Source organism: Pseudomonas sp. 7-41, assembly GCF_021233075.1.
GTDB lineage: Bacteria > Pseudomonadota > Gammaproteobacteria > Pseudomonadales > Pseudomonadaceae > Aquipseudomonas > Aquipseudomonas veronii.
The window spans coordinates 4,642,588-4,663,514 of the sequence record NZ_CP089551.1 but is presented as its reverse complement, the minus strand read 5'-3'; the positions used below and the strand labels follow the sequence as shown (position 1 = coordinate 4,663,514).

At 60.4% G+C, this 20,927-nt stretch carries 19 protein-coding genes; 3 read left to right on the top strand and 16 right to left on the bottom strand.

Going from position 1 to position 20,927, the window contains the following annotated elements:
- Positions 1-174 precede the first annotated feature (174 nt).
- The 16 genes from LQ249_RS20960 to LQ249_RS20885 form a co-directional block, all read right to left on the bottom strand.
- Positions 175-810: a hypothetical protein gene (locus tag LQ249_RS20960; protein ID WP_165933338.1), complete on the bottom strand. Its 636-nt coding sequence runs from the start codon at positions 808-810 to the stop codon at positions 175-177.
- On the bottom strand, positions 807-1,508 hold the full coding sequence (locus tag LQ249_RS20955; RefSeq protein ID WP_169881619.1) for a hypothetical protein: 702 nt from the start codon (positions 1,506-1,508) through the stop codon (positions 807-809). The genes LQ249_RS20960 and LQ249_RS20955 overlap by 4 nt, the downstream gene beginning before the upstream one ends.
- A gap of 104 nt (positions 1,509-1,612) precedes the next feature.
- Complete coding sequence (gene pstB / locus LQ249_RS20950) at positions 1,613-2,374, bottom strand: phosphate ABC transporter ATP-binding protein PstB (RefSeq protein ID WP_017847588.1); 762 nt, start codon at positions 2,372-2,374, stop codon at positions 1,613-1,615.
- 76 nt (positions 2,375-2,450) lie between these two features.
- A complete protein-coding gene (gene pstA / locus LQ249_RS20945) occupies positions 2,451-3,344 on the bottom strand; it encodes a phosphate ABC transporter permease PstA (protein WP_026140105.1) in 894 nt (297 codons plus the stop codon).
- On the bottom strand, positions 3,344-4,309 hold the full coding sequence (gene pstC, locus LQ249_RS20940; RefSeq protein ID WP_046382745.1) for a phosphate ABC transporter permease subunit PstC: 966 nt from the start codon (positions 4,307-4,309) through the stop codon (positions 3,344-3,346). Before pstC ends, pstA begins: the two co-directional genes overlap by 1 nt.
- Positions 4,310-4,383: 74 nt before the next feature.
- On the bottom strand, positions 4,384-5,415 hold the full coding sequence (pstS, locus tag LQ249_RS20935; RefSeq protein WP_057005722.1) for a phosphate ABC transporter substrate-binding protein PstS: 1,032 nt from the start codon (positions 5,413-5,415) through the stop codon (positions 4,384-4,386).
- Between the two features lie 453 nt (positions 5,416-5,868).
- Positions 5,869-6,867 carry a helix-turn-helix domain-containing protein gene (locus LQ249_RS20930; RefSeq protein ID WP_057005721.1) on the bottom strand — a complete coding sequence of 333 codons (999 nt, stop codon included), beginning with the start codon at positions 6,865-6,867 and terminating at the stop codon, positions 5,869-5,871.
- 71 nt (positions 6,868-6,938) lie between these two features.
- Positions 6,939-8,417, bottom strand: coding sequence for an aldehyde dehydrogenase family protein (locus LQ249_RS20925; RefSeq protein ID WP_057005720.1), 1,479 nt, complete (start codon positions 8,415-8,417; stop codon positions 6,939-6,941).
- A 71-nt stretch (positions 8,418-8,488) separates the two neighbouring features.
- Positions 8,489-9,337 carry a VOC family protein gene (locus tag LQ249_RS20920; protein ID WP_057005719.1) on the bottom strand — a complete coding sequence of 283 codons (849 nt, stop codon included), beginning with the start codon at positions 9,335-9,337 and terminating at the stop codon, positions 8,489-8,491.
- Positions 9,338-9,359: 22 nt separating this feature from the next.
- Entirely contained in the window at positions 9,360-11,006 is a 1,647-nt protein-coding gene (locus tag LQ249_RS20915; protein ID WP_057005718.1) for a bifunctional 3-(3-hydroxy-phenyl)propionate/3-hydroxycinnamic acid hydroxylase, read from the bottom strand.
- A 30-nt stretch (positions 11,007-11,036) separates the two neighbouring features.
- Positions 11,037-11,849, bottom strand: coding sequence for an IclR family transcriptional regulator (locus LQ249_RS20910; RefSeq protein WP_232565875.1), 813 nt, complete (start codon positions 11,847-11,849; stop codon positions 11,037-11,039).
- Positions 11,850-11,852: 3 nt separating this feature from the next.
- Positions 11,853-12,704, bottom strand: a complete 852-nt coding sequence (locus tag LQ249_RS20905; protein WP_057005716.1) for a fumarylacetoacetate hydrolase family protein — start codon at positions 12,702-12,704, stop codon at positions 11,853-11,855.
- Between the two features lie 232 nt (positions 12,705-12,936).
- Positions 12,937-14,382 (bottom strand): carotenoid oxygenase family protein, encoded by a 1,446-nt coding sequence (locus tag LQ249_RS20900; RefSeq protein ID WP_057005715.1) that lies wholly within the window; start codon positions 14,380-14,382, stop codon positions 12,937-12,939.
- A 45-nt stretch (positions 14,383-14,427) separates the two neighbouring features.
- On the bottom strand, positions 14,428-15,609 hold the full coding sequence (locus LQ249_RS20895) for an MFS transporter (RefSeq protein WP_057005714.1): 1,182 nt from the start codon (positions 15,607-15,609) through the stop codon (positions 14,428-14,430).
- A gap of 15 nt (positions 15,610-15,624) precedes the next feature.
- The gene (locus LQ249_RS20890) at positions 15,625-16,617 is read right to left on the bottom strand and encodes a SphA family protein (RefSeq protein WP_057005713.1); all 993 of its coding nucleotides are present in this window, start codon (positions 16,615-16,617) and stop codon (positions 15,625-15,627) included.
- A gap of 114 nt (positions 16,618-16,731) precedes the next feature.
- On the bottom strand, positions 16,732-17,625 hold the full coding sequence (locus LQ249_RS20885; protein WP_057005712.1) for a helix-turn-helix domain-containing protein: 894 nt from the start codon (positions 17,623-17,625) through the stop codon (positions 16,732-16,734).
- 204 nt (positions 17,626-17,829) lie between these two features.
- Here LQ249_RS20885 and LQ249_RS20880 point away from each other — a divergent pair, with 204 nt between their 5' ends.
- The 3 genes from LQ249_RS20880 to LQ249_RS20870 all read left to right on the top strand — a co-directional run bounded on the left by LQ249_RS20880 (position 17,830) and on the right by LQ249_RS20870 (position 20,865).
- Positions 17,830-18,669, top strand: a complete 840-nt coding sequence (locus tag LQ249_RS20880) for an SDR family NAD(P)-dependent oxidoreductase (RefSeq protein ID WP_169864956.1) — start codon at positions 17,830-17,832, stop codon at positions 18,667-18,669.
- A 115-nt stretch (positions 18,670-18,784) separates the two neighbouring features.
- On the top strand, positions 18,785-20,533 hold the full coding sequence (locus LQ249_RS20875) for an FAD-dependent oxidoreductase (RefSeq protein WP_232565874.1): 1,749 nt from the start codon (positions 18,785-18,787) through the stop codon (positions 20,531-20,533).
- Complete coding sequence (locus LQ249_RS20870) at positions 20,533-20,865, top strand: NIPSNAP family protein (protein ID WP_126588891.1); 333 nt, start codon at positions 20,533-20,535, stop codon at positions 20,863-20,865. Before LQ249_RS20875 ends, LQ249_RS20870 begins: the two co-directional genes overlap by 1 nt.
- Positions 20,866-20,927 lie beyond the last annotated feature (62 nt).

Here is a 20,927-nt window from a genome sequence, read left to right as displayed (position 1 = left end):
CCAGCCAATACCCGCGCGGCGTGCGAATACCCTCTTCCTCACCCGCAGGCCCACAACGTGTCCGGTTAGGGTAAAGGCAATGGAGCGATTTCGATGAACACACAAGAGCATGTCCAGACCGTGAAGATTTTTTTGCAGCCATGGGCCGCGGTGAGAAGCCAGGGTTACTAAAACTCACGAGGGCACAATTTCCGAGCATTGTTGTGCTGGCTTCTTCTTCCTGAACGGTTGTTGCCAAGCGAGCTGTGTTTGGACTTCCGCCACGGCATCGAGGACTTTCTGTGCCCAGCGCTCATCCTCCGGATGCACGACAACAACGCGAAAACCGTGATCACGCCCTTCAGTCCGCACGCCTTCGGAATCGTCGACATGTAAGTCGATATCGAATGCCGGCGGAAATTTCGAGGGCGCGTTCGACAGGCCATGCACCGTCAGGGCACGGTTATGCAGCATGCTGTTGACCACCCCGTCGACGCGGATGCCGTACAGCAATAGCCAACGCCTGATGTAGGACGGAGTGCGACCGGACGAGGTGTAGACCCAGATACTGCAGCCCTGGCGACGTAACTCTTGGGTCAGGGAGCGTGTGCCGATACGCAGTGGTTCACCCAGCCAACGATGCACACAGGCCGGCAGCCGGCTTGGCTCGACCGCGCAGTGGTGGAGTTGGCAGGCCAGGGTGTCATCGATATCGAACGAAATGCGTATGCGCTGACGCCTGAATCCGTGCATCGGGACGGCGCGCCGCATGGCGTGCCATACCCGGCTGCCGGAAGCTCGGCATTTAGCGAGCGTGGGATACCGGCTCATCGATGACCCTCCTGGTAGAGGGGCGAGGCCTTGTCGTTGAGAAGAAATTTCATTGAATCAGATGCCTGTTCTTCCAGGAAGGCTGCATACTTTTTCTTGATCTTGGGCAATTCATACAACGCCTTGACGCCATGCTTGGCGGAGTTGCGTATGACCGATGACGGGTTGAAGTAGCCCTCGGCGTTTTTCAGCGTCAGCACGAACGGAGGCAAACCTGCGCGCATGAGCAAATAGCTGACGATGAGCGACCCACTGCGGTTATTACCTTCAATAAACAACTGCGGCTTGCTGAGGATTCGCACGTAGACACCGGCTGCACGTTTCCAGACGGATTCGCTGCGATACGCACAGTACCAATTGAACAAGTCTTTTATCCCCCCCTCGACGTTGTTGAAGAAGTGTTCCTCGGTCGCCGCCAGATGTTGAGCGTATTCTCGTCGGCGTACCGGGTCCCGGCCACAGAGCACGGTGGCGTTGATCTCCAGCATCAGGTTCAGTTGCTGAAGGTCGAACAGGTCTACGCCGCTTGCGACATAGCTGTCAATCAACGCATAACCTTCAAGTACATTGTGCAGCACTTCGTCAGTCAAGGGGTCGCGCGGCTCGGTAAAGTGCCTGCTGAGCTCGGAAAAGCGGCTCTGCACCTCGCGTAGCGCGCGTTCGATTGCAGGTAAATCAAGACGACGGGGTGCAGGCATTGGCAATCCTGGGAAACGGTAGATAAGCAGGTAAAACGACCGGATGCCCGCTAAAGCACCTTTGGCACTATAGCGGCATGCGGTCTTGACTGGACGTTTGCTGTTTAGCTGAACTTGCCGCTGATGTAATCCCCGGTCATTTGTTCGCGCGGGTTATCGAAAATCTGCGCCGTTGGGCCCATCTCAACCAAATAGCCGGTGCGCGTGCCCTGGGAAATATCAACCGAGAAAAACGCCGTCGTGTCCGCAACACGGATGGCTTGCTGCATATTGTGGGTGACCAGGGCGATGGTGTAATCCTTCTTCAGCTCAACCATCAACTCCTCGACCCGACGCGTCGCGATCGGGTCGAGTGCCGAACAGGGCTCATCCAGCAACAGCACTTCAGGTTCGGTCGCGATGGCGCGAGCGATACAAAGCCGTTGTTGCTGGCCGCCGGAGAGTGACAGGCCGCTGACCTTGAGCTTGTCCTTGACCTCATCCCACAGCGCCGCGCCTTGCAGGGCGTGCTTTACACGGTCTCCCAGGTCGCCTTTGTAGCGATTGAGGCGCAGGCCAAACGCAACGTTGTCGAAAATGCTCATCGAAAATGGGTTCGGCTGCTGAAAAACCATACCGATGTAACGTCGCACGACCACCGGGTCAACGCCCTTGCCATAGACGTCTTGCCCAAGGAAATGCACGTGCCCTTCAAACCGAAAGCCTTTCACCAGATCGTTCATCCGATTGAGGCTACGCAGCACGGTACTTTTGCCGCAGCCAGAAGGGCCGATGAAACCGGTGATCTTGTTTTTTTCGATCGGCACATGGCTGTCACGTACCGCCATGAAGTTGCCGTAGAAAATTTTGTCCAGCTTGCAGTCCATGACCACAGGCGCCTGGGTGACAAACGGAGCGGCTATTTGCGCAGTTGATACGTTCAAAATTCAGATGCTCCCGTTCTCAATACTTGGGCTTGCCGAAAATGCGGCTGACAATATTCACGACCAGTACGATCATCACCAGCACCAGTGAGGCTGCCCATGCGAGCTCGAGTTGGTTGTCGAAGGGCATGCCGGAGAAGTTGTAAATCAGCACGGCAAGCGATGCAGTCGGATTCATGACCGCCAGGCTGCCGTCGTGAAAAATCCAGTAGTTGCTGAACAGCGCGGTAAACAACAACGGCGCGGTTTCGCCCGCGGCGCGGGCCACGGCGAGCATGACGCCCGTCAGGATCGCCGGCATGCCGGTAGGCAAGACGATTTTCCAGATGACCTGCGAGCGGGTACAGCCCATGCCGTAGGCCGCATCCTTCATGATTTTAGGCACCATCCTCATCGACTCTTCAGCCGTCAGCACGACGATGGGCAACATCAGTACCGCCAGTGCCACGCCACCCGCCGGTGCTGAATAGGTACCGGTGGTCATCACCACCAGCGCGTAGGCAAACACCCCGGCCAGAATGGATGGCAGGCCCGTGAGCATCTTGGCGGCAAAGCGCGCGGCGTTTGCCAGCTTGCTGTCTGGCCCCAGTTCCGCCAGAAAGATGGCCGCCATGATGCCGACCGGCACCGCGATTGCCGCCGCGATACCGACCATGACGAAGGTGCCTGCCATCGCGTTGCCGAAGCCACCGCCGGTCTCGAAACCGGTTGGCGGCAGTTCGGTGAATACCTCCAGGCTCAGGCGTGCCCCTCCGCGCGTGATCAGCATGTAGAGCACGGAAATCAGCGGCACGCTGGCCAGTAGAGCACCACCCCAGACCAGTGTGGTCAACACCAGGCTGCGCAGGGCGCGGCCTTCAAACTTGCGCTGCAGGCTTGGTAAAGCGGCTGTAGAGGAAGTGATGTCAGTCATCATTTAGTACCACGTTGGGCATAGACCATGATCATGGAACCGATGACGTTCACCAGGAGCGTGATAAACATCAGTACCAGTGCGGCGTACATCAATACTTCGATTTCGTTCGGCCCGGCTTCAGGGAAGTTCAGCGCCAACAAGGCCGCTAGCGTATTGGCCGGGGCAAACAGAGAAAGCGAGATGTTGTTCGCGTTGCCCACCAGCATGGCCAGCGCCATGGTTTCCCCTAGCGCGCGACCCAGGCCGAGGACCAGGGAACCGAAAATACCGGTGGCGGCGGATGGCACCATCACTTTCAGAATCGCTTCCCAATGGGTGGTCCCCATGCCGTAGGCGGCCTGTTTGGTTTTCATCGGGACACCGGTGAGGGCGTCCTGCGACACGGCCGCAATGGTCGGCAGAATCATGATGGCCAGTACCAACGCCGCAGGAAGCAGCCCCGGCCCGCTCAAGGTTGTGCCAAAAAAAGGTATCCAGCCCAGTTCGCTGTTCAGCCACGCCGTAAGCGGGCGAATCGTCGGGATCACCACGTAAATCCCCCACAGGCCATAAACGACGCTGGGGATGGCCGCGAGTAATTCGACGATGGTTCGAAACACGGCTGCCAGCTTCGCCGGCAGGAAATCCTGGGTCAGGAAAATCGCCATGCTGACGCCGAAAAAGCCTGCGATCAGCAGTGCGATCAGGGCGCTGTAGAGCGTGCCCCAAATGGCCGGCAAAATGCCGTACTTGCCTTGGTTAACGTCCCAGACGCTGCCGAGAAGCACATCAAAACCGTGCTTTTCCATGCCTGGAAGGGCCTTGCGTCCCACCTCGAATACCAAGGCGAAGACCAACGCCAGAATCAGAATCACCCCTATTCGTGCGAGCGCACGGAAGGTGCGATCAACCAGGAAATCCTTTGCAGAGGGTGGCTGGCAGGCAGAATCCTGGTTAACCGGTACGACAAAAGGTGTGCTCATTGGCTAACTCCGGAACAAGGGGGAAACGCTCCCGGTATGGCTGAGCGCGCATACCGAGAGAGGCCTCACGTGCGTTACTGGATGTTGGCGGACGCTTTGCGAACCTCATCGACAACCGATTTCGGCAGCGGGATGTAACCCATCGAGTCGGCGATTTTCTGCCCTTCGGTCAGGCTGTATTCGACCATTTCGCGCATCGCCTTGGCCTTGGCCGGGTTCTCGTTGTGCTTGCGGAAGATCATCCAGGTGTAGGACGTGATCGGGTAGGACTTGGCGCCGTCCGGATCCGGCAGCCAGGCCACCAGGCTTTCCGGCATTTTCACAGCCGCGAGGGCCTCGGCACCGCTTTCTGCGTTAGGGACAACGTACTTGCCGGCCTTGTTCTGCAGTTGGGCAAAGTCAACCTTGGCCAGCTTGGCGAAACCGTATTCGATGTAGCCGATAGCGCCCGGAGTCTGGCGCACGGTCGCTGTCACACCATCGTTCTTCGGCGATTTGATGAATTTGTCGCTGGCAGGCCAGTTGACGGTGTTGCCTTCACCCAAATCTTTCTGGAACTGTGGGTTGATCGTCGCCAGATGCTTTGTGAATACCGCAGTGGTACCGCTGGAGTCTGCACGCACGACCACGGTGATCGGCATATCAGGCAGTTTCAGGCCCGGGTTGGCTGCAACGATTTGCGGGTCGTTCCACTTGGTGATCTTGCCCAAGAAGATGTTGGAGTAAACGTCGCGTGGCAATTTGAGTTCTTTAGGATTGCCCGGCAGGTTAAAAGCCAACACGATTTCACCTGCCGTCATCGGCAGCAACTGCACGCCTTCGGCAACCTTGGCGATATCTTCGTCTTTCATTGCCGAGTCACTGGCGGCGAAATCGACGGTTTTGTTCAGGAAGTCCTGCACACCGGCGCCACTGCCCTTGGATTGATAATCCACAGTGACGCCTGCGGTTTTCTTACTGAAATCCTTGAACCAGGTCAGGTAGATCGGTGCCGGGAAACTAGCGCCTGAGCCGCTCAGACGAACGCTTTCCTCAGCAAAAGCCATGGAACTTGCACAAAGAGAAACCGCAACGGCGAGTGCAGCAGACTTCATCAAATTTTTCATCGAAGGAACTCATTGTGATAACGGGCTCCCGAACTTTGCAGCACTTTCGTTAAGCTTTTATGAAAGTTGAATGGCGGGTCGCGCCAACCGCGCCAGGCGCTAGGGGCTGGCCGTTGTGCATTAGGTCGTCCAGCCTTTGCGAAACGTCGAGGTCAGGTCATTACCGTGAAGGTAAAACCAGTACCACCAGAACCCTGCAGCCGTTCGAGGCATCAGTCAGCGCACTGAGACTCTCCGGTGCGGGTCTTGAGTTCCTGAAAGACATGCAAGGCAACGCGGGAGAGAAAAACAGGGGGGCCGGTTTCTTGTCCCTGGGTGCCTTTGACGGTTTCGCTGGGGCGACGTACAGGATGACGGTTGATCGGTGCGTTACCAGCCCTTGCCGGGCGGTGAGGCGCATTGATCGCAGGGGCCGTCCATCAACGCCTTGGCGCTGGCGGACGGCGCCTGGGGTTACGCCGCAGTGGCGTTGGCACGGGTGTCGCTGGCGGTGTCACGAAACAACCGGGGCGACATGCCGAATGTCGCTTTGAAGTGCCGGCTGAAATGCGAGCTGCTGCCATAGCCCCAGGCATAGGCGATCTCGGTGAGGGAGCGATGGGCCTGTTCATGGTTGCGCAGGTCCTCGGCGCAACGGGACAGCCGACGCTGCCAGATGTACTCGCTGACACTGCACCCCAGTTCGTCCTGAAATGCCCGATGCAAGCTGCGCACTGAGCATTGCTCGGCGTTGGCGATGCGCTCGATGCTGAGGTCGCGGTCGGCCAGGTGACGCTCGATATACGCCTTGAGGCGATTCTGTTTGAAAAAGCGGAAGTCATGGTCGAGTTGCTTTTCATCTTGTTTGTTCTTCAGCGCATTGTTCAGCAACCCGGTGATGCTGTCGCCGATCAGCCCGGCCGATTGGCTGTTGAGCAGGGGATATTGGTGATAAGCGTCGCTGATCAAGTGCATCAGCATGCGCCCCAGCCCGTTGCGGCCATTCAAGTGCATGTCGCCGGTCTGCGTCAGTTGCCCGGCGGGGCCCTGGAATAGCAGGATAAAGTGCTCGCAGCCCTGGGTGCTGGTGACGCTGAAGGGTTTGCCGCAGTCGACCAGGAGCATTTCGTCCGGCGCGACGGTGCTGTTTTGCTGGCCTTGCTCGAAATGACTGACACCAGCGACCTGCAGTATCAACATGCGCGGTGTGTCGACGACATCAAGCGCCTTGCTCAGGTGGCGTGAATAGCGATGGGCACTGGCGGTCATGCGGCAGAAACGCAACTGGCCCAAGTCGCCGTATTCCAGGCGGCCCTGGAAGTTGCCGTTGTGCAACGGGTCGATGTTGGTGGACTCCAGGCGCTTTATATACTCCGGCGTGCGGCCCAGGTGATCGCTCATGAACTCTTTCCATTTCATCAGCCGATCAGAGCGAACGACTTGATCGGTGGATACGCAGGCTAGGTTATTCATTGTTTCGCCTTTTGTTTTTTTGTTTTGGGCTGGCGGGCAAGGTGTGAGCCTTGCCCGCTCCTGACAGACGATCAGAAAGGGTAGTGATGGCCCCCGGCTTGCCAGGTGACCCAATGGGCTCGGGTAAACTCATCCAAGGCATAGTGGCCGTTGAAGCGTCCAAGACCGGAGTTCTTTTCGCCGCCGAACGGCGCATTGGGCTGGTCATCGACGGTGATGTCGTTGATATGGGTCATGCCCGCTACGATGCCCCGGGCAAAGCTCAGGCCGCGTGCCATGTCACGGGTAAACACCGCGCTGGACAGACCGTACTCGCTTGCATTGGCCAACTCCAGGGCATGGGCCTGATTCTGCGCAATCATCAGCGGCAGCAACGGGCCGAACGTTTCATCGCGGGCCAAGGCCTGCTCGGGGCCCACTTCACCGAAGACATGGGCCGGTAGCACCAGCCCGCGCGCCTGGCCGCCACACAGTTGCTTGAGACCGGCACGCTCGGCGGCGTCGATCTTCCCAAGCAGGCCATCAAGCTGACTCTGGTTGACCACCGGCCCGATTACCGTATCGGCCTTGGCCGGGTCACCGGTCTTGAGATTGCGCACGCGCTCGACCACCAGCGCCGCGAAGTCGGCATACAGCGCACGATCAACAATGACCCGGTTGACGCTCATGCAGATCTGACCCTGATGCAGGAAGCGCCCGACCACGGCGGCATGCGCCGCTATCTCGATGTCCGCATCCTCCAGCACCACCAGCGGTGCGTTACCGCCCAGCTCCAGGGCAACGCGCTTGATGTGTTTGCCGCCAGTGGCGATGCGTCCGACGTTGCGTCCCACGTCGGTGGAGCCGGTGAAGGAGATCAGGCTCGGTATCGGGTGTTCGACGAACGCATCGCCGATCTCCGCACCCGCGCCGACCACCACGTTCAGCGAGCCCGCCGGGAACCCGGCCTCTTCGAACAGATGGGCAATCAACAGGCCGCCGGTAACCGCCGTATCGCTGGCGGGCTTGAGCACCACGGTATTGCCCAGCGCAAGGGCCGGCACCACCGAGCGCATGCTCAGGTACAGCGGGAAGTTCCACGGGCTGATCACACCGACGACCCCCAGCGGCTCGCGAAACACGAAACTCTGTTCGCCAGGCTTGTAGCTGGTCAGGATCCGGCCTTCAACCTGCATCGGCAGTGTTGCGCATTCGCGAACCAGGTTGAGGGTGAACTGCCATTCCATGCCAGCTTTGATACGGGTACTGCCGGACTCGCGGATCAGCCAGTCGATGATTTCTTCGCTGCGGTTCTGGATGACCTGGGCGAGTTTTTCCAGTTGCGCACTGCGCTGGGTCGGGTGCAGCGCTGCCCAGTCGGTTTGCGCGCGCTGGGCGGCCTGGTAGGCGTCATCCAGGTCGGCCACCGAGGCCAGGGGCATTTCCAGCAAGGGTTCGCCGTTGAAGGGGTTGCGGTCGTCCAGGCGTCGTGCAGAACGACCCGCACGCCAGGTGCCGTTGATGTATTGGTCGCCGTTGATGGCGTAGGCCGCGAGTATTGGAGTTGTCATAGTCTTACCTTAGAGGCAGGTAGCCGCGTCGATTGAGGGTGGTGAGGGCAGACCCTTTAGGTTGAGCGTATTCAGCTTCGGATCCAGGCGCGTCCCCAGGCGTTGAGGGTGTATTCCTCCTGCGGCCAGACGCCAGGCGGGCGGGAGGCTTCGGTGATCTCCAGCTCGGCCGAGAATTCCAGGCGGTTGCGATCGGCATCGACCACCATGAAGAACAGGTTGTTGCCTGGGCCATGTCGTCCCGGGCCGAAGAACAAGGTGATCCGCTCCTTGGCGAAGCGGTCGCCCCAGTCGCGGATGTCATTCCATTCGTTGGTTTCGTAACAGTGGTGATCCCACTCGTTTTTCGACCCGCGGAAGAACGCCAGCGAATGGTGTTCATCGTCCGAACGCAGGAAGCAGGTGGTGAGCTGGCCGCTTTGCTCGTCGACGACATTGTCCGAGACGGTGAACCCCACTGTGTTGACGTAGAAGTCGATCATCGCTTCCAGCTCCGTGGTCTGGAACACCACGTGCTGCAGGCGCCCCGGCATGCCCTTGCGGTCGATGGTGGACGCGCCGCGAGACACGCCAAATAGGGTTTGCCGACCCTGGGGGTCACGGATTTGAAAGGCGCCCGCTTCCAGCAGCGGCGAGTCGAGCGCTTCGACCTGACAACCGTTGCCGAGCAGGCGCGCGCGCAGTTCACTCAAGTGCGCTTGGCTGCCCAGGTCATACGCCGCCGCGAGCAGGCCGCTATGGTCGGCGGGTGAAATCAGCATGGCCCGTTGGGGCCCCTGGAGCAGCCAGCTGCCGTCAGCCTGCGCCAGGCCGTCCATGTCCAGCAGGCGCCGATAGAAGTCGACCTGCTGCTGTGGAGCTTTGCTTGCCAGGTGCAGGTAACACAGGCGGGCGGGGGTGGAAGTCTGCAAGGTTTGCATAAACACCTCTGGGGCTGAAGGTTCAGGGGTAGACGGGCGCCATGCCCGGCTGATCCGCGCAGTTGTTCGTCAGGGTGATGCCGAACAGCGATTGCAATGCGTCGGCGACCGGGTCTTGCGTGGCCATCTCGAAGATGGCGGCGACATAGCGATCCGGACGCAGCAGCAGAAACTTCTGGCTGTCGCCGAGCAGGTCCTTGAGCGCATTCTCGCGGTCTTGCAGCACGGTGCAGCCGGGGATCGACGGTAGCGTCTGAACGTGTGCGGGCAGGATCAGGATGCGTTTGGCTTCCAGGTGGTCCCACAGACCGTGTCGCAGTTCATCGAGACGTGGATGGGGCAGGTCGCCATATTGGATCAGGGCGAAGCCGGCACCGATGGTCGTGTCCAGCAGGTGAGCGCGGCCTTGGGCATCGGTCAGCAATGGCTGAGGAAACATTTGCCCGCAGGCCAGTTTCCCGGCCTTGCCTTCGGGCAATACCAGGCCTTTGGTAAAGCGCGGTTTGGGCTTGAAGCGCATTTGCAGGAAATAATCGCGCAGCGGCGGCACCAGGCCGATGACCGCGAATGCCGCGCTGATCAGGCGAGCCCGCAGCACGGTGGCTGGCGCCATGACCACACCAAGGTTCAGGGCCAGCTTGATCAAGGCCCAGGCATGGTCGCGCCGCTCGCTTTCGTAGGACAGCAGGGCGTTCGCCGCCATTTGGCCCTTGAGCACGGCGACCAGCTTCCAGCCCAGATTGTGGGCATCGCGAACGCCGCTGTTCATCCCTTGCCCCGCGTAGGGCGGGGTCAAATGCGCGGCATCGCCGGCGAGAAATACGCGGCCGACCTGCCAACGTTCGGCGATGCGGGCATGAAAGGTGTACACCGTCTTGCGCACGATGGACACCGGGGCATCGCCTTTGAACGGATGAAGCAGGGTGTGCAGGCATTCGGGGCTGAGCACCTGCGCATCGGTTTCGTCCGGCTTGAGCAGGAATTCAAAGCGCCGCGTGCGGTGTGGGCCGGGCACTTCCACCACGGGGCGGCGGGCATCGCAGTACACGCGGGTCTGCCAGAAGGGGTCGTCATCCTGGTCGGTATCGACCACCAGCCAGCGTGAGGAGAAGCTCGACCCCACCATCTCGATCCCCAGTTGCTTGCGCACCGGGCTGCGGCCGCCGTCGCAGGCGATCAGGTAGCTGGCCTTGACGTTGAGCAACTGGCCATCGGCATCCTTGATCAACGCGTGCACGCCATGCTGGTCTTGGGTGAACTCGAGCAGCTCGTGATTGAAGCGCGCGGTCAGGTTCGCAAAACGCTCAAGGCCGGTCTTCAGCGTGCTTTCGAACAGCGGCTGGCGGAAGGCGTTACGCTTGGGAAACCCATATAACCTGCCGGTCGGCTCGACCTTGCCGAAGCAACGCCCGCCCGCGCGGGTGAAGTAATGCACGCCATAACCGGGCACCACATCGCGCAACACGGCGTCATCCAGCCCGATGGCTTGCATGGTGCGCAAGGATTCATCGTCGATCGAGACGGCACGCGGTTCGGTCACGGTGCCGGGTTTGCGGTCGATGATCAGGCTGTCCACGTTGGCCTGGCCGAGGAGGTTGGCCAGGGTCAGTCCGGTAGGGCCTGCCCCGATGATCAAGACTTGGGTGCTGAAGCTGTTGAGGGTTGTCATTGTTATTCCCTTCCAAAGTTTTCAGTCTGGCTACGCGGGGCGGTGGGTGAGCGTCGCCATGCGCTGCGACAACGCCTGTGCGAGGGCCTGCATTTGTGCCCCTTGTTGCGCTTCCTGGGCGTTGTCGCGCTCCTGAATCGGACGCAGGCAACTGATGCTGCCGACCACCTTGCCGTCGTTGTCGAAGATCGGTGCCGCCAGGCCGTAGACGCCGGGGTCAATTTCAGCCGCGCTGGCGACATAGCCCTGGCGGCGCAGTTGCTGCAGTGAGCGGCGGAATTGTTCCCAGGTCTGTCCCAGATGGCTGGCGCGCACTTCATCGGGGTTTTCCAGAAACAGCTGACTGTGTTGGCGCGACGTCATGTTGGCGAGGATCGCCTTCGAGGTCGCGCCGAGGAACAGCGGCCTGGGTGAGCCGCGGGAGTAGCTGACCTCGCTGAACAAGTCGCCATGCTGGTGGATACACACCACCTGGTTCTTGAACAGCCGGCAGATCAGCCACACCTGTTGCTCGCTCCAACGCGGCAGGTCTTGTTCCAGGGCTTGCGCTGCGCGTACCAGCGGGTCGCTCAGGCGCAGTTGGCGGTCCCAGGTGATAATCCGTGCGCCCAACGCGTAGCGGCCGGCTTCGACCTGAAACAACAGGTTCGCCTCGGCCAGTTCGCGCACGTAGCGGTAGATGGTCGACCGCGTGTAACCCAGCGCAGCGCCCATCTCGTCGACCGCCCAGATCGGGCTGGCCTCGGTAAACAGATCCAGCACCCGCAGCATGCGCTCCAGGCTTGAGCCTTTGCTGTCGGCGTCCTGCTCCGGCAGGTGTTCTGATTCAGGTAATGGCTTCATGGCTTATTGTTCATCGGCGATGCTGTTGCGCAGGATGCCGATGCCCGATATCTCGACCTCGACGGTATCGCCGGGCTTCATCCATACCGGCGGTTCACGGAATGCGCCGACGCCACCGGTGGTGCCGCTGACAATCACATCGCCGGGCGCCAGTTCGGTGAAGGTGGAGCAGTATTCGATCAGGTGGCGCACGTCGAAAATCATGTCGCTGGTGCGGGTGTGTTGCATCACTTGGCCGTTCAGGCGCGTGGTCAATTCCAGGTCCTGCGGGTCGCCGATCTCATCGCAAGTCACCAGCCAGGGACCGAAGCCGCCGGTGTCCGGGAAATTCTTGCCCGGCACGAACTGGATGGTGTGCTTCTGCCAGTCGCGGACGCTGCCATCGTTGTAGCAGGCATAACCGGCCACATACTCCAGCGCCTGCGAAGCCTTGACGTGGCGCGCGGTTTTGCCGATGACCACTGCAAGTTCGCCTTCGAAATCCAGCTTATGCGAAACCTTTGGGCGAATGATCGGTTGCAGGTGTGCAACCTGGCTGTCGGCGAAACGCGTGAAAATCATTGGGTAGGTCGGCATCTCCCGACCGGTTTCACGCACATGGGTGGCGTAGTTGATGCCAATGCACAGCACTTTGCCCGGGTTTGCGATCACCGGCAGGAACGTCACGTCCGCCAACGCTACGCGTGGCAGCGCGGCCAGGATGGTCGGCGTCAGTTCACCCAGGCGATTGATGGCGATGGCTTGCTTGAGGTCGGTGCCAAAGGTGGATTTGACCGATTCCAGGTCAATCACCTGAGCGCCCTCGACCACCCCGTAGGTGGTACGGCCTTGAACGATAAAGCTCGCGAATTTCATGAAGTGTCCTCTCGGAAAGGGGAGCGTGAGATGGGCTGCAATGGGCTCAATCTAGTCTTGCGAACTAATCCTGTAAAGTGGGATTTTTGTATAAATCCTGCATTTCGGAATAAATGTTATTTTTCTGTTCGGTGATCGGATTGCTGCCTGAAACGCCAAGCAGCCCGTGCCATTCCAGTATGTGGATGGCTACGGGCGTGGCTATTGGAGGGGAGGGGAACGCTATGCCGATTTAGCGCGGTGCCCAGCAGCCGTGCAGCGACATCCGCATACGGAATGGGACTTTGATGCGGGCGATGGGGCCGGCCGCCATGTCAGTGGAGTCCAGCACCACCAGTTCACTGCGCCCTTCGACAATCAGGTTGAGCAGGCAGACCACGTAGCCATCGCCTTCCGCTGCCGCGGCGGAGCGTGGAATGAAAATGGGTTCCTGAAAGCACCCGCTGTCACCGGGAAACCATGCGTCGGTGACACCGGTTGTCAGGTTGATGTGAGCCAGCAGGTTGAAGAACTGAAACGGCATCGGGCCATTCGCCGAGTTATACGGCCGCTGCGGATCAAAGGCGAGCAGGAATCCGTGTTCATATTTGCGGCCTATGTAACGGTCATCGCAGCGGGGAAATTCACAGGGATAGTCCGTCAGCGCCTGCGGTTGCAGTTCGTCCTGTGCGCTGCTCAGGTCAAAGACCCAGCGCATCAGGCTGGCCGCCAGGGTTTCCGGCGGCGGTACGAAACCGTCCGCCTGGGGAAAGAAGTAAAAGACGTTGCCGCCGGTGACCGGCATGTCCACATAGACTTTACCGTCTTCGTCGAACGCGTTCAGGGTATGGCCCTGGAAGCCGTCCTTGGGCCCTTTGAACCAACGCACCTCGCGCGCGTCCCCGTGGCGGGGCACCACGGCAAACAGCTGGGGCAGTTCGGGCTGCCACTGGAAATGCTGGCCGCCTTGTTTCATGCGCTCGACGTCCACCGTCAGGGGGATCAGCGGGAACACCACATAATGCTCGGTGACCGCGAAGTCGTGGACCATGGCGGCGTAGGGCGCCTGGAACCAGATCTGGTGCAGCAGTTTGCCCTGCGGCGAAATTTCGAAATACGCCATGTCGGGTGTGCCGTCGCCTTTGGCTTCGTAGCTGAAGGCCAGCAGGTTTCCGGTCACCGGGTCGAGCTTGGGATGGGCGGTGAAGGTGGCTGAGTCGATCTGCCCGTCGAAATTCCACTCGCCGAGGGTCTCCAGCGTCTGCGGGTCCAGTGCCCACGGCATGGCATCTTCCTTGAGTGCCAGCAGGACGTTGTTATGCGGGATCACCGAGGTGTTGGCCGTGGTGTTGTTTTTTGCCGCGAGCGCGTCGTTGGTGTAGGCATTGCGATAGACGCCGTTGAGCGAACGCCCTTCACGGCGCTGGGCGACCAGGCGATCGGTGAGCACATAGCGCCGACGCAACGAGACCTTGCCATCGGCAAAATAGAAGCCGCTGACCATGGCGTCGCCGTTGAAGAAGATATCCGTGCCCAGCATGGGCGGGTATTGCGGGTCCGGCGAGACTTGATAAAAGGTCCCGCGGATCGCCTCAGGCACAGCGCCTTCGATCTCCAGGTCGAATACGTCGGCTTCTACGCGGCTGGGGGTATACAGCGCGCCGGAAAACTCGGGGGTTTTGGGAAATGGAATATTCATCGCGTCATCTCATTGATCCAGTGGGTTCACGTCAGGGCAGGGTATTCAGGCAGATTGTGGCGACAGGGCCGGCGCGCGCGGTTTGAGGCCTCGACGAAAGCGCGCCACCACCAGGCACGAAATGATCAAGGCCACTCCATACGCCGAGGCTGCCAGCCACCCCACGGCCCGGAAATGCCCTTCGCCGACCACCAGCGCGGCACCGAACGGGCCCAGCCCTTGGCCGACAAAAATCGCCGCGTTGCCCAGGCCGGCCAATCGACCGGAAGGGTCCAGTTCGGCCGCCATCGACAGCAGGTAGGGCAGGCTGAAAAACCACACCATATGGATCAGGCACGCCGTGGCGGCGAACGCGACGGTGCTGTCGCCATAGACCATCACCAGGGTCGCCAGCAACGCGGTGCCAAAGCTCAGCAGTTGCGGAAACAGCAAACCCAGGCGGCGCCCCAACAGCCCGGAGAGCCCGGCGCCCAGGGCGCCGGCAAGGATGCTGCCGCCGAGGATGGCGCCGATCTGCTGGGGTTCCAGGCCAATACTTTTGCCAATTCGTTCCTGATACACCCACAGCGCGGAGTGCCCAAAAAACAACAGTGCAAACAACAGGATCAGCAGTACGGCAGTCAGCCCGAACGGCTGAGCCGCACCCTGGGCGATGCGATGAGCGTCAGGGTAGTGCCTGGGGATTTTCCAGCAACCCAGCGCCGCGAACAGGCTGGTGATGGCCAGCAAGGAAAACGCGCCCTGCACGCCAAACGCCTGCAAGAGCATGGGCATGGACGTCACCAGCAGCATGCCCCAGAGCAGGTTGCCGATATTGATCACGGCGAATGTCGCGTCTTTCGACCTGCGCAGCGCCGCAGTCGCATACACCACCGCCATGACCGCGCCACCGCTGGCGCCGCAGATGATCCTGAACACCATCAGCCAGGCCTGGCTGTGCAGTTGTGTGCTCGCCAGGTTGCCGGCGGCCAGGATCAGCAAGGCAACCAGCGCAAAGCGGCGGCGGTCGACCCGTGCCATGAACAGAGCACAGACGCCGCAGGCGATGGCCATCGCGATCAACTCGGCGGCGAAGATCGCGCCGATGGCATTGAGCGGCAGCCCCAGTTGATCAATCAACGCGCCGCCCAGGATCGGCTGGATCTGCAGCGTTCCCAGGGAAATGACCATCATCAGGCAAATAGCGCCCAGTGATTTCTTGCTGTCGATGGAGTCGAGCGCATTCATCGCATATCACCTCAGTCAGAACTTGTGAACGTAGCGGACCTGCACGGCGTAATCCGTCTTGCTGCGGTTTTCCACGCCGGTCTCTTTATAGGTATTGAGCCAAAAGGCCTGGTCTTCGGTCATTTTCCAGAAGAGGCCGGGGCCAATGCCCAGTACTTTTTCCCGAGAATTGCTCAGGCGGTCGCCGTTGACCTGGTCATCGGAAATCTGCCTGAAGTAATAGCCGTTGATCCCGACTGAAACCTTCGGGAACACCTCATACGAAGCCGTAAAGTTGGCCCACGCCGATTGACCCGATTGGGTGTCGTGCACCGGCCGCCCTTCAAAGAACTGCGCCGAACTGCTTGCCGGGTCGTTGTTCTTGAAGTTGTACAAGTAATTCAAGCGCCAACTCACTTCCCAGCGCGGCGCCGGCATCAGGGTCGCGGCCCAGTAGGGGTTGAAGGAGAAGTAATTGGAGCCGGGATTCAAGTCCTTGTGTTTGTCGTACTTGCCGGTGGGCAGGATCGTATCGAAGGCCACGCGCTGCACAAACACCGGCCGGCCTTCGGCGTTGACGATCGGATCGAACTGGATCTGCGGGCCGACAGTGACGTCGCCCAGGCCGACGCCGTTGTCCTTGAGCTTTACGCCGTTGTCGCCAAAGTCGCCGTCCAGAGAGACCACGGGCACCAAAAGGCTCCAGCCCAAGTGCGCGCCGCCGCCGATGGTGTCGGGCGAGTAATAGCTGAATTGGTTGATCAGGGTAATGACGTTGATCTTCGGGTTATCGAAGTTGCGGTTGTCCTTGCCGCCATTGTCACGAACGCTGCTGGATGTACTGAACTTCAGATAGGTCTGATGCGTTAGCCCGGGGGGGCCTGCGAACCCATCATAAAAGCTGGTACCGCCCAGGTTGATACCGCTGGGTTGGCTCACGGAGGGGGGAGGAGGGCCCTCTGCCGCAAAGACGGCAAGTGATACGAAGCTGAGTGTCAGGCACGCTGGCAAGGATTGTGTCAGTCTCATTGACGTCGCTCTATTATTGGAGTTGTGAGCTGGGGTAGCTTCCCCTGGCGCTTCAACTTTAATTCTCGAGCTTTCGGGTTGCTTGAACACAACGGTCAGAGTTGACTGAGAGCGTCACGTTGCGTGACGTGTGGCTTGGGTTTGAAGGCGGAATTCACTCGGGCTGCACTGGGCGTGCTTGCGGAAAAAGCGGCTGAAGTAACCGACATCGGAAAAGCCCATGCCATGGGCAATCTGCTTCACGCTTTGGGCCGAATGGGCCAGCTCGCGTTTGGCTTCGAGGATCAGCCGGGCGTTGATCAGGGTCATGGGGGTCATGCCGAGTTGTTCGTGGCACAGCCGGCCCAATGTGACGACGGTGACCCCCAGGAAACCGGCATAGTCATGCAGCGAAAGATGCTCGCGAAAGTGCCTGTTCACCAGCTCGCGAAAGGCAATGACCTGCTGGCTGCGTCGATCATGACGGTGTGCATGCAGGTCGTGGCTGTACTCGCTCAGGCGCAGCATCTGGATCACCAGCGCCAACAATAACGACATGCTGCACGCGATGTGTTCCCGACCGCGTCCGTGGTATTCGCCGTACAACGCCCGATACAGCGGCTCCAGCGGATCATCGGCCGGCGCCCAGTGCGGCAGGGCGACTACGCAGGGTTTCTGGATCTGCGGTAACAGGCCAGGGGAGAGCACTTGGACGATGCTTTCCAGCGGGTGTTGGACGGCGGTGATCACATGCCCTTCGACCCGGCCGTGCCAGGCGAAGCCATGCACGATCTGCTCAGGGATGAACAGCAGGCACGGGGCCTTGACCTCGACCCGCTGGTTGTCCAGCAGCACCTCGCCTTCGCCGCTTTGCAGGTACAGCATCTGCAACAACCCATCGTGGCGATGAGCGGCGATCTCCCAGTTATAGGCGCCGGAGCGCAGGGAGATTGACTCGACATGCAGGGAGTCGTGCCATATCGGCGCCGCCGCCTCGCCGTACAGGGCATAGCTGGGAATCTTGTTCATTATTCTTATGGTCTACAGGCACGTGTTTTCTACCTTAGCGAAGAATCCGCGCGTAGGGCAATTTGCCGCTGATTTGTCGTAAAAGTCTCTACGGTTGAAGGTTTTGTCCATTCTTGTGAGTCGTCCCACGCTTCTATGCTGAGCCTCGCCTGCTGCTTGCCATGCAGTGGGCGAACTGTCTTGAAATGCGTGTTGGAGATAACAATGAATAATAACGACCTGCCGAAAAACTGGCTGAACCTCGAGGCCAAAGTCTGTGTCCTCACTGGCGCGGCTGGCGGTATCGGCGCTGCGATCGCCGCCGCGCTGGTTAGCCAGAATGCCCATGTGGTGCTGCTCGATCGCGACGAACGGAAATGCCGTGAACTGGCCGTCGAGCTGGCGAAAAACAGTGAAGCGGATGTCTCGGTGTTGCACTGCGATATTGCCGATCCCTTTAGCGTGCAACAGGCCGCGGAGCAAGTGCAGGCGCTCCATGGGCGTTGCGATGTGCTGATCAACAACGCCAGCGTGCTGCAGGCCGGGGCCCTTGAAACGCTGACCCTGGACGAATGGAACCAGGTGCTGTCGGTCAACCTGACGGGCTATCTGCTGTGTGCCCAGGCGTTCGGGCGCCTGATGCTGGCCCGACAAAGCGGCAGCATCGTGCATATCGCGTCAATCGCCGCGCATTACCCGCAAACCTTCAGCGGTGCCTACAGTACAGCCAAGGCCGGGGTCGCCATGCTTTCTCGGCAGATAGCGGCGGAGTGGGGGCCGCGGGGCATCCGCAGCAATGCCATCTGCCCGGGCCTGATCCGCACGCCGCTGTCGGCAGCGTTCTACGCCGATCCCAAGGTCGAGCAAGAGCGCAAGGCGATGACCGCCAACCAGCGGATCGGCGAGCCGCAGGACATAGCCGATGCCGTCCTGTTCCTTGCGAGCCCGCGGGCAGGTTATGTCAACGCTGCCGAGTTGACCGTCGATGGAGGCCTGGAAAGTATGTTGATGGCGTTGATCCCTCGCCCCGGCTACGAATCACCCACGATCAGCCGCCAGGCCTGACCTCCGTTCGGCCGATGACGGTCGACTCCGAATCCCCCAGCGAACCCTCGCCTGTCGTGCTGTCGATGGCGACGACGGCTGCCGTTCGGCTGGCTTTTACCGAGTGAGACTGACTATGACGACGACAACAACCGCGGCGATCCGCCGGTTCGACGTACTGGTGATCGGCGCCGGTGCCGGTGGCCTGGCGACCGCCATTACGGCGCGCAAGCAGGGGCTGGAAGTCATTGTGATTGAAAAGGATGCGTTCTTCGGCGGCACCACCGCCTTCTCGGGTGGGGTGCTGTGGATTCCCGGCAATGCCTTGTCCCAGGCCAACGGCATCCCGGACAGCCGCGAGGCCGCGCTGACCTATATGAAGCACGAAACGGGCGATTTCTACGATGCCGAGGCCGTCGATGCATTTCTCGATAACGCGCCGCGGATGATCGACTTTTTCCAGCGAGAGACCGAGGTCCAGTTCGTCCCCACCCTCTATCCGGACTATCACCCGGACGTGGCCGGTGGCGTCGATATTGGCCGTTCGATCCTCGCCGCGCCTTTCGACATCCGCAAGCTTGGGGCCGACATGGCACGCCTGCGGCCGCCGCTCAAAACCATCACGTTCATTGGGATGATGTTCAATTCGTCGAATGCCGACCTCAAGCATTTCTTCAATGCCACCAAATCCCTGACCTCATTCCTCTATGTCGCAAAGCGCTTGATGACGCATGCCAAGGAGTTGCTGCTTTACCGGCGCGGCATTCAGGTGACCAGCGGCAATGCCTTGGCCGCGCGGCTGGCGAAATCGGCACTGGACCTGGGGATTCCGATTCTGACGCAAACCAGCGCGCAGCAATTGTTGAAAAGCGCAGACCGGGTCAATGGCGTGGTCGCTCAGACCGCGGGCGGTGAAGTGCGGTTTGAAGCCCGCTACGGTGTGGTGCTGGCCAGCGGTGGGTTTTCCCATGATCTGCAACGGTTGAAGCAGGCCTATCCCCATGTGCGCCGCGGTGGCGAGCATTTCTCCCCGGTGCCGCAGACCAACACCGGAGATGGCGCACGCATGGCCGAGGCCTTGGGTGGCACCGTCGATATACGGCTCAAGGCGCCTGCTGCCTGGATGCCCGTCTCGAAAGTGCCGATGGGTAACGGCAGGTTCACCGCCTTCCCGCATCTGCTCGATCGCTACAAGCCCGGAGTGATCGGCGTGACCCGCAATGGCCAACGGTTCACCAACGAGTCCAACTCGTATCACGACGTGGGCGCGGCAATGATTGACGCCTGCGCCCACCAGGCTGAAACCGCCATGTGGTTGATCTGCGACCGCCGGACCATGGCCAAGTACGGGCTGGGTTATGCCAAGCCGGCACCGATGCCCCTCGCGCCATTGCTGCGCAACGGTTACTTGCACAGCGGCAGCACCCTGGCTGAATTGGCGCGCAACGCCGGGCTCGACGCGGCCGGCTTGGAACAGACCGTGCGTGACTACAATCGCACGGCGGGGCAGGGCGTGGATCAGCAGTTCGGCCGTGGCAGCACCACCTTCAACCGCTACCTCGCCGACCCGCAGAACCTGCCGAATCCGTGCGTGGCGCCGATTGGCGAAGGCCCTTACTACGCCCTCAAAGTGATCATGGGCGACCTCGGCACCTTCGATGGCATCAACACCAGCGTGCGCGGCGAAGTGCTCAACCAACAAGGCCAGGCGATCGATGGGCTTTACGCGGTGGGCAACGACCGGGCGAGCATCATGGGCGGCAACTATCCCGCTGCCGGGATCACGCTCGGGCCGATCATGACCTTCGCTTATCTCACCGGCCTGCACCTGGCTCGCGTGGCTGCAGAAAAAGCTTCGGGCACCCCCCAGCAGGAGGTGGCCTGATGATTCACAAACCGGTCATCGATCACCGCATCTACACCATCCGTCCACGCGGCATGAGCGAGTTCATCGAGGTATTCGATCGTCTGGCAATGCCGATTTTGCTGGAGCATCTGGGCGCGCCGCTGGGTTTTTATTCCAGCAGCATCGGCCCATTGAACCAAGTCGTTCACCTCTGGGGCTACGACAGTCTCGATGACTTCGAGCGCCGCAGCCAGGCGCGGGATGGCGACCCCCGCTTCCCGGCCTACCTGCAAGCATCGGCGCATCTGATCCTGGCTCAGGAAACCCGGATTATCCGTCCGGTGCGGTTCAACAGTCTCGGCAGCGCTTGAGCCGCCGGTCGCGATCCTCGTTTCACCCCAATAAAAAAGCGGGCGCAGTGGTTGGGCGCCCC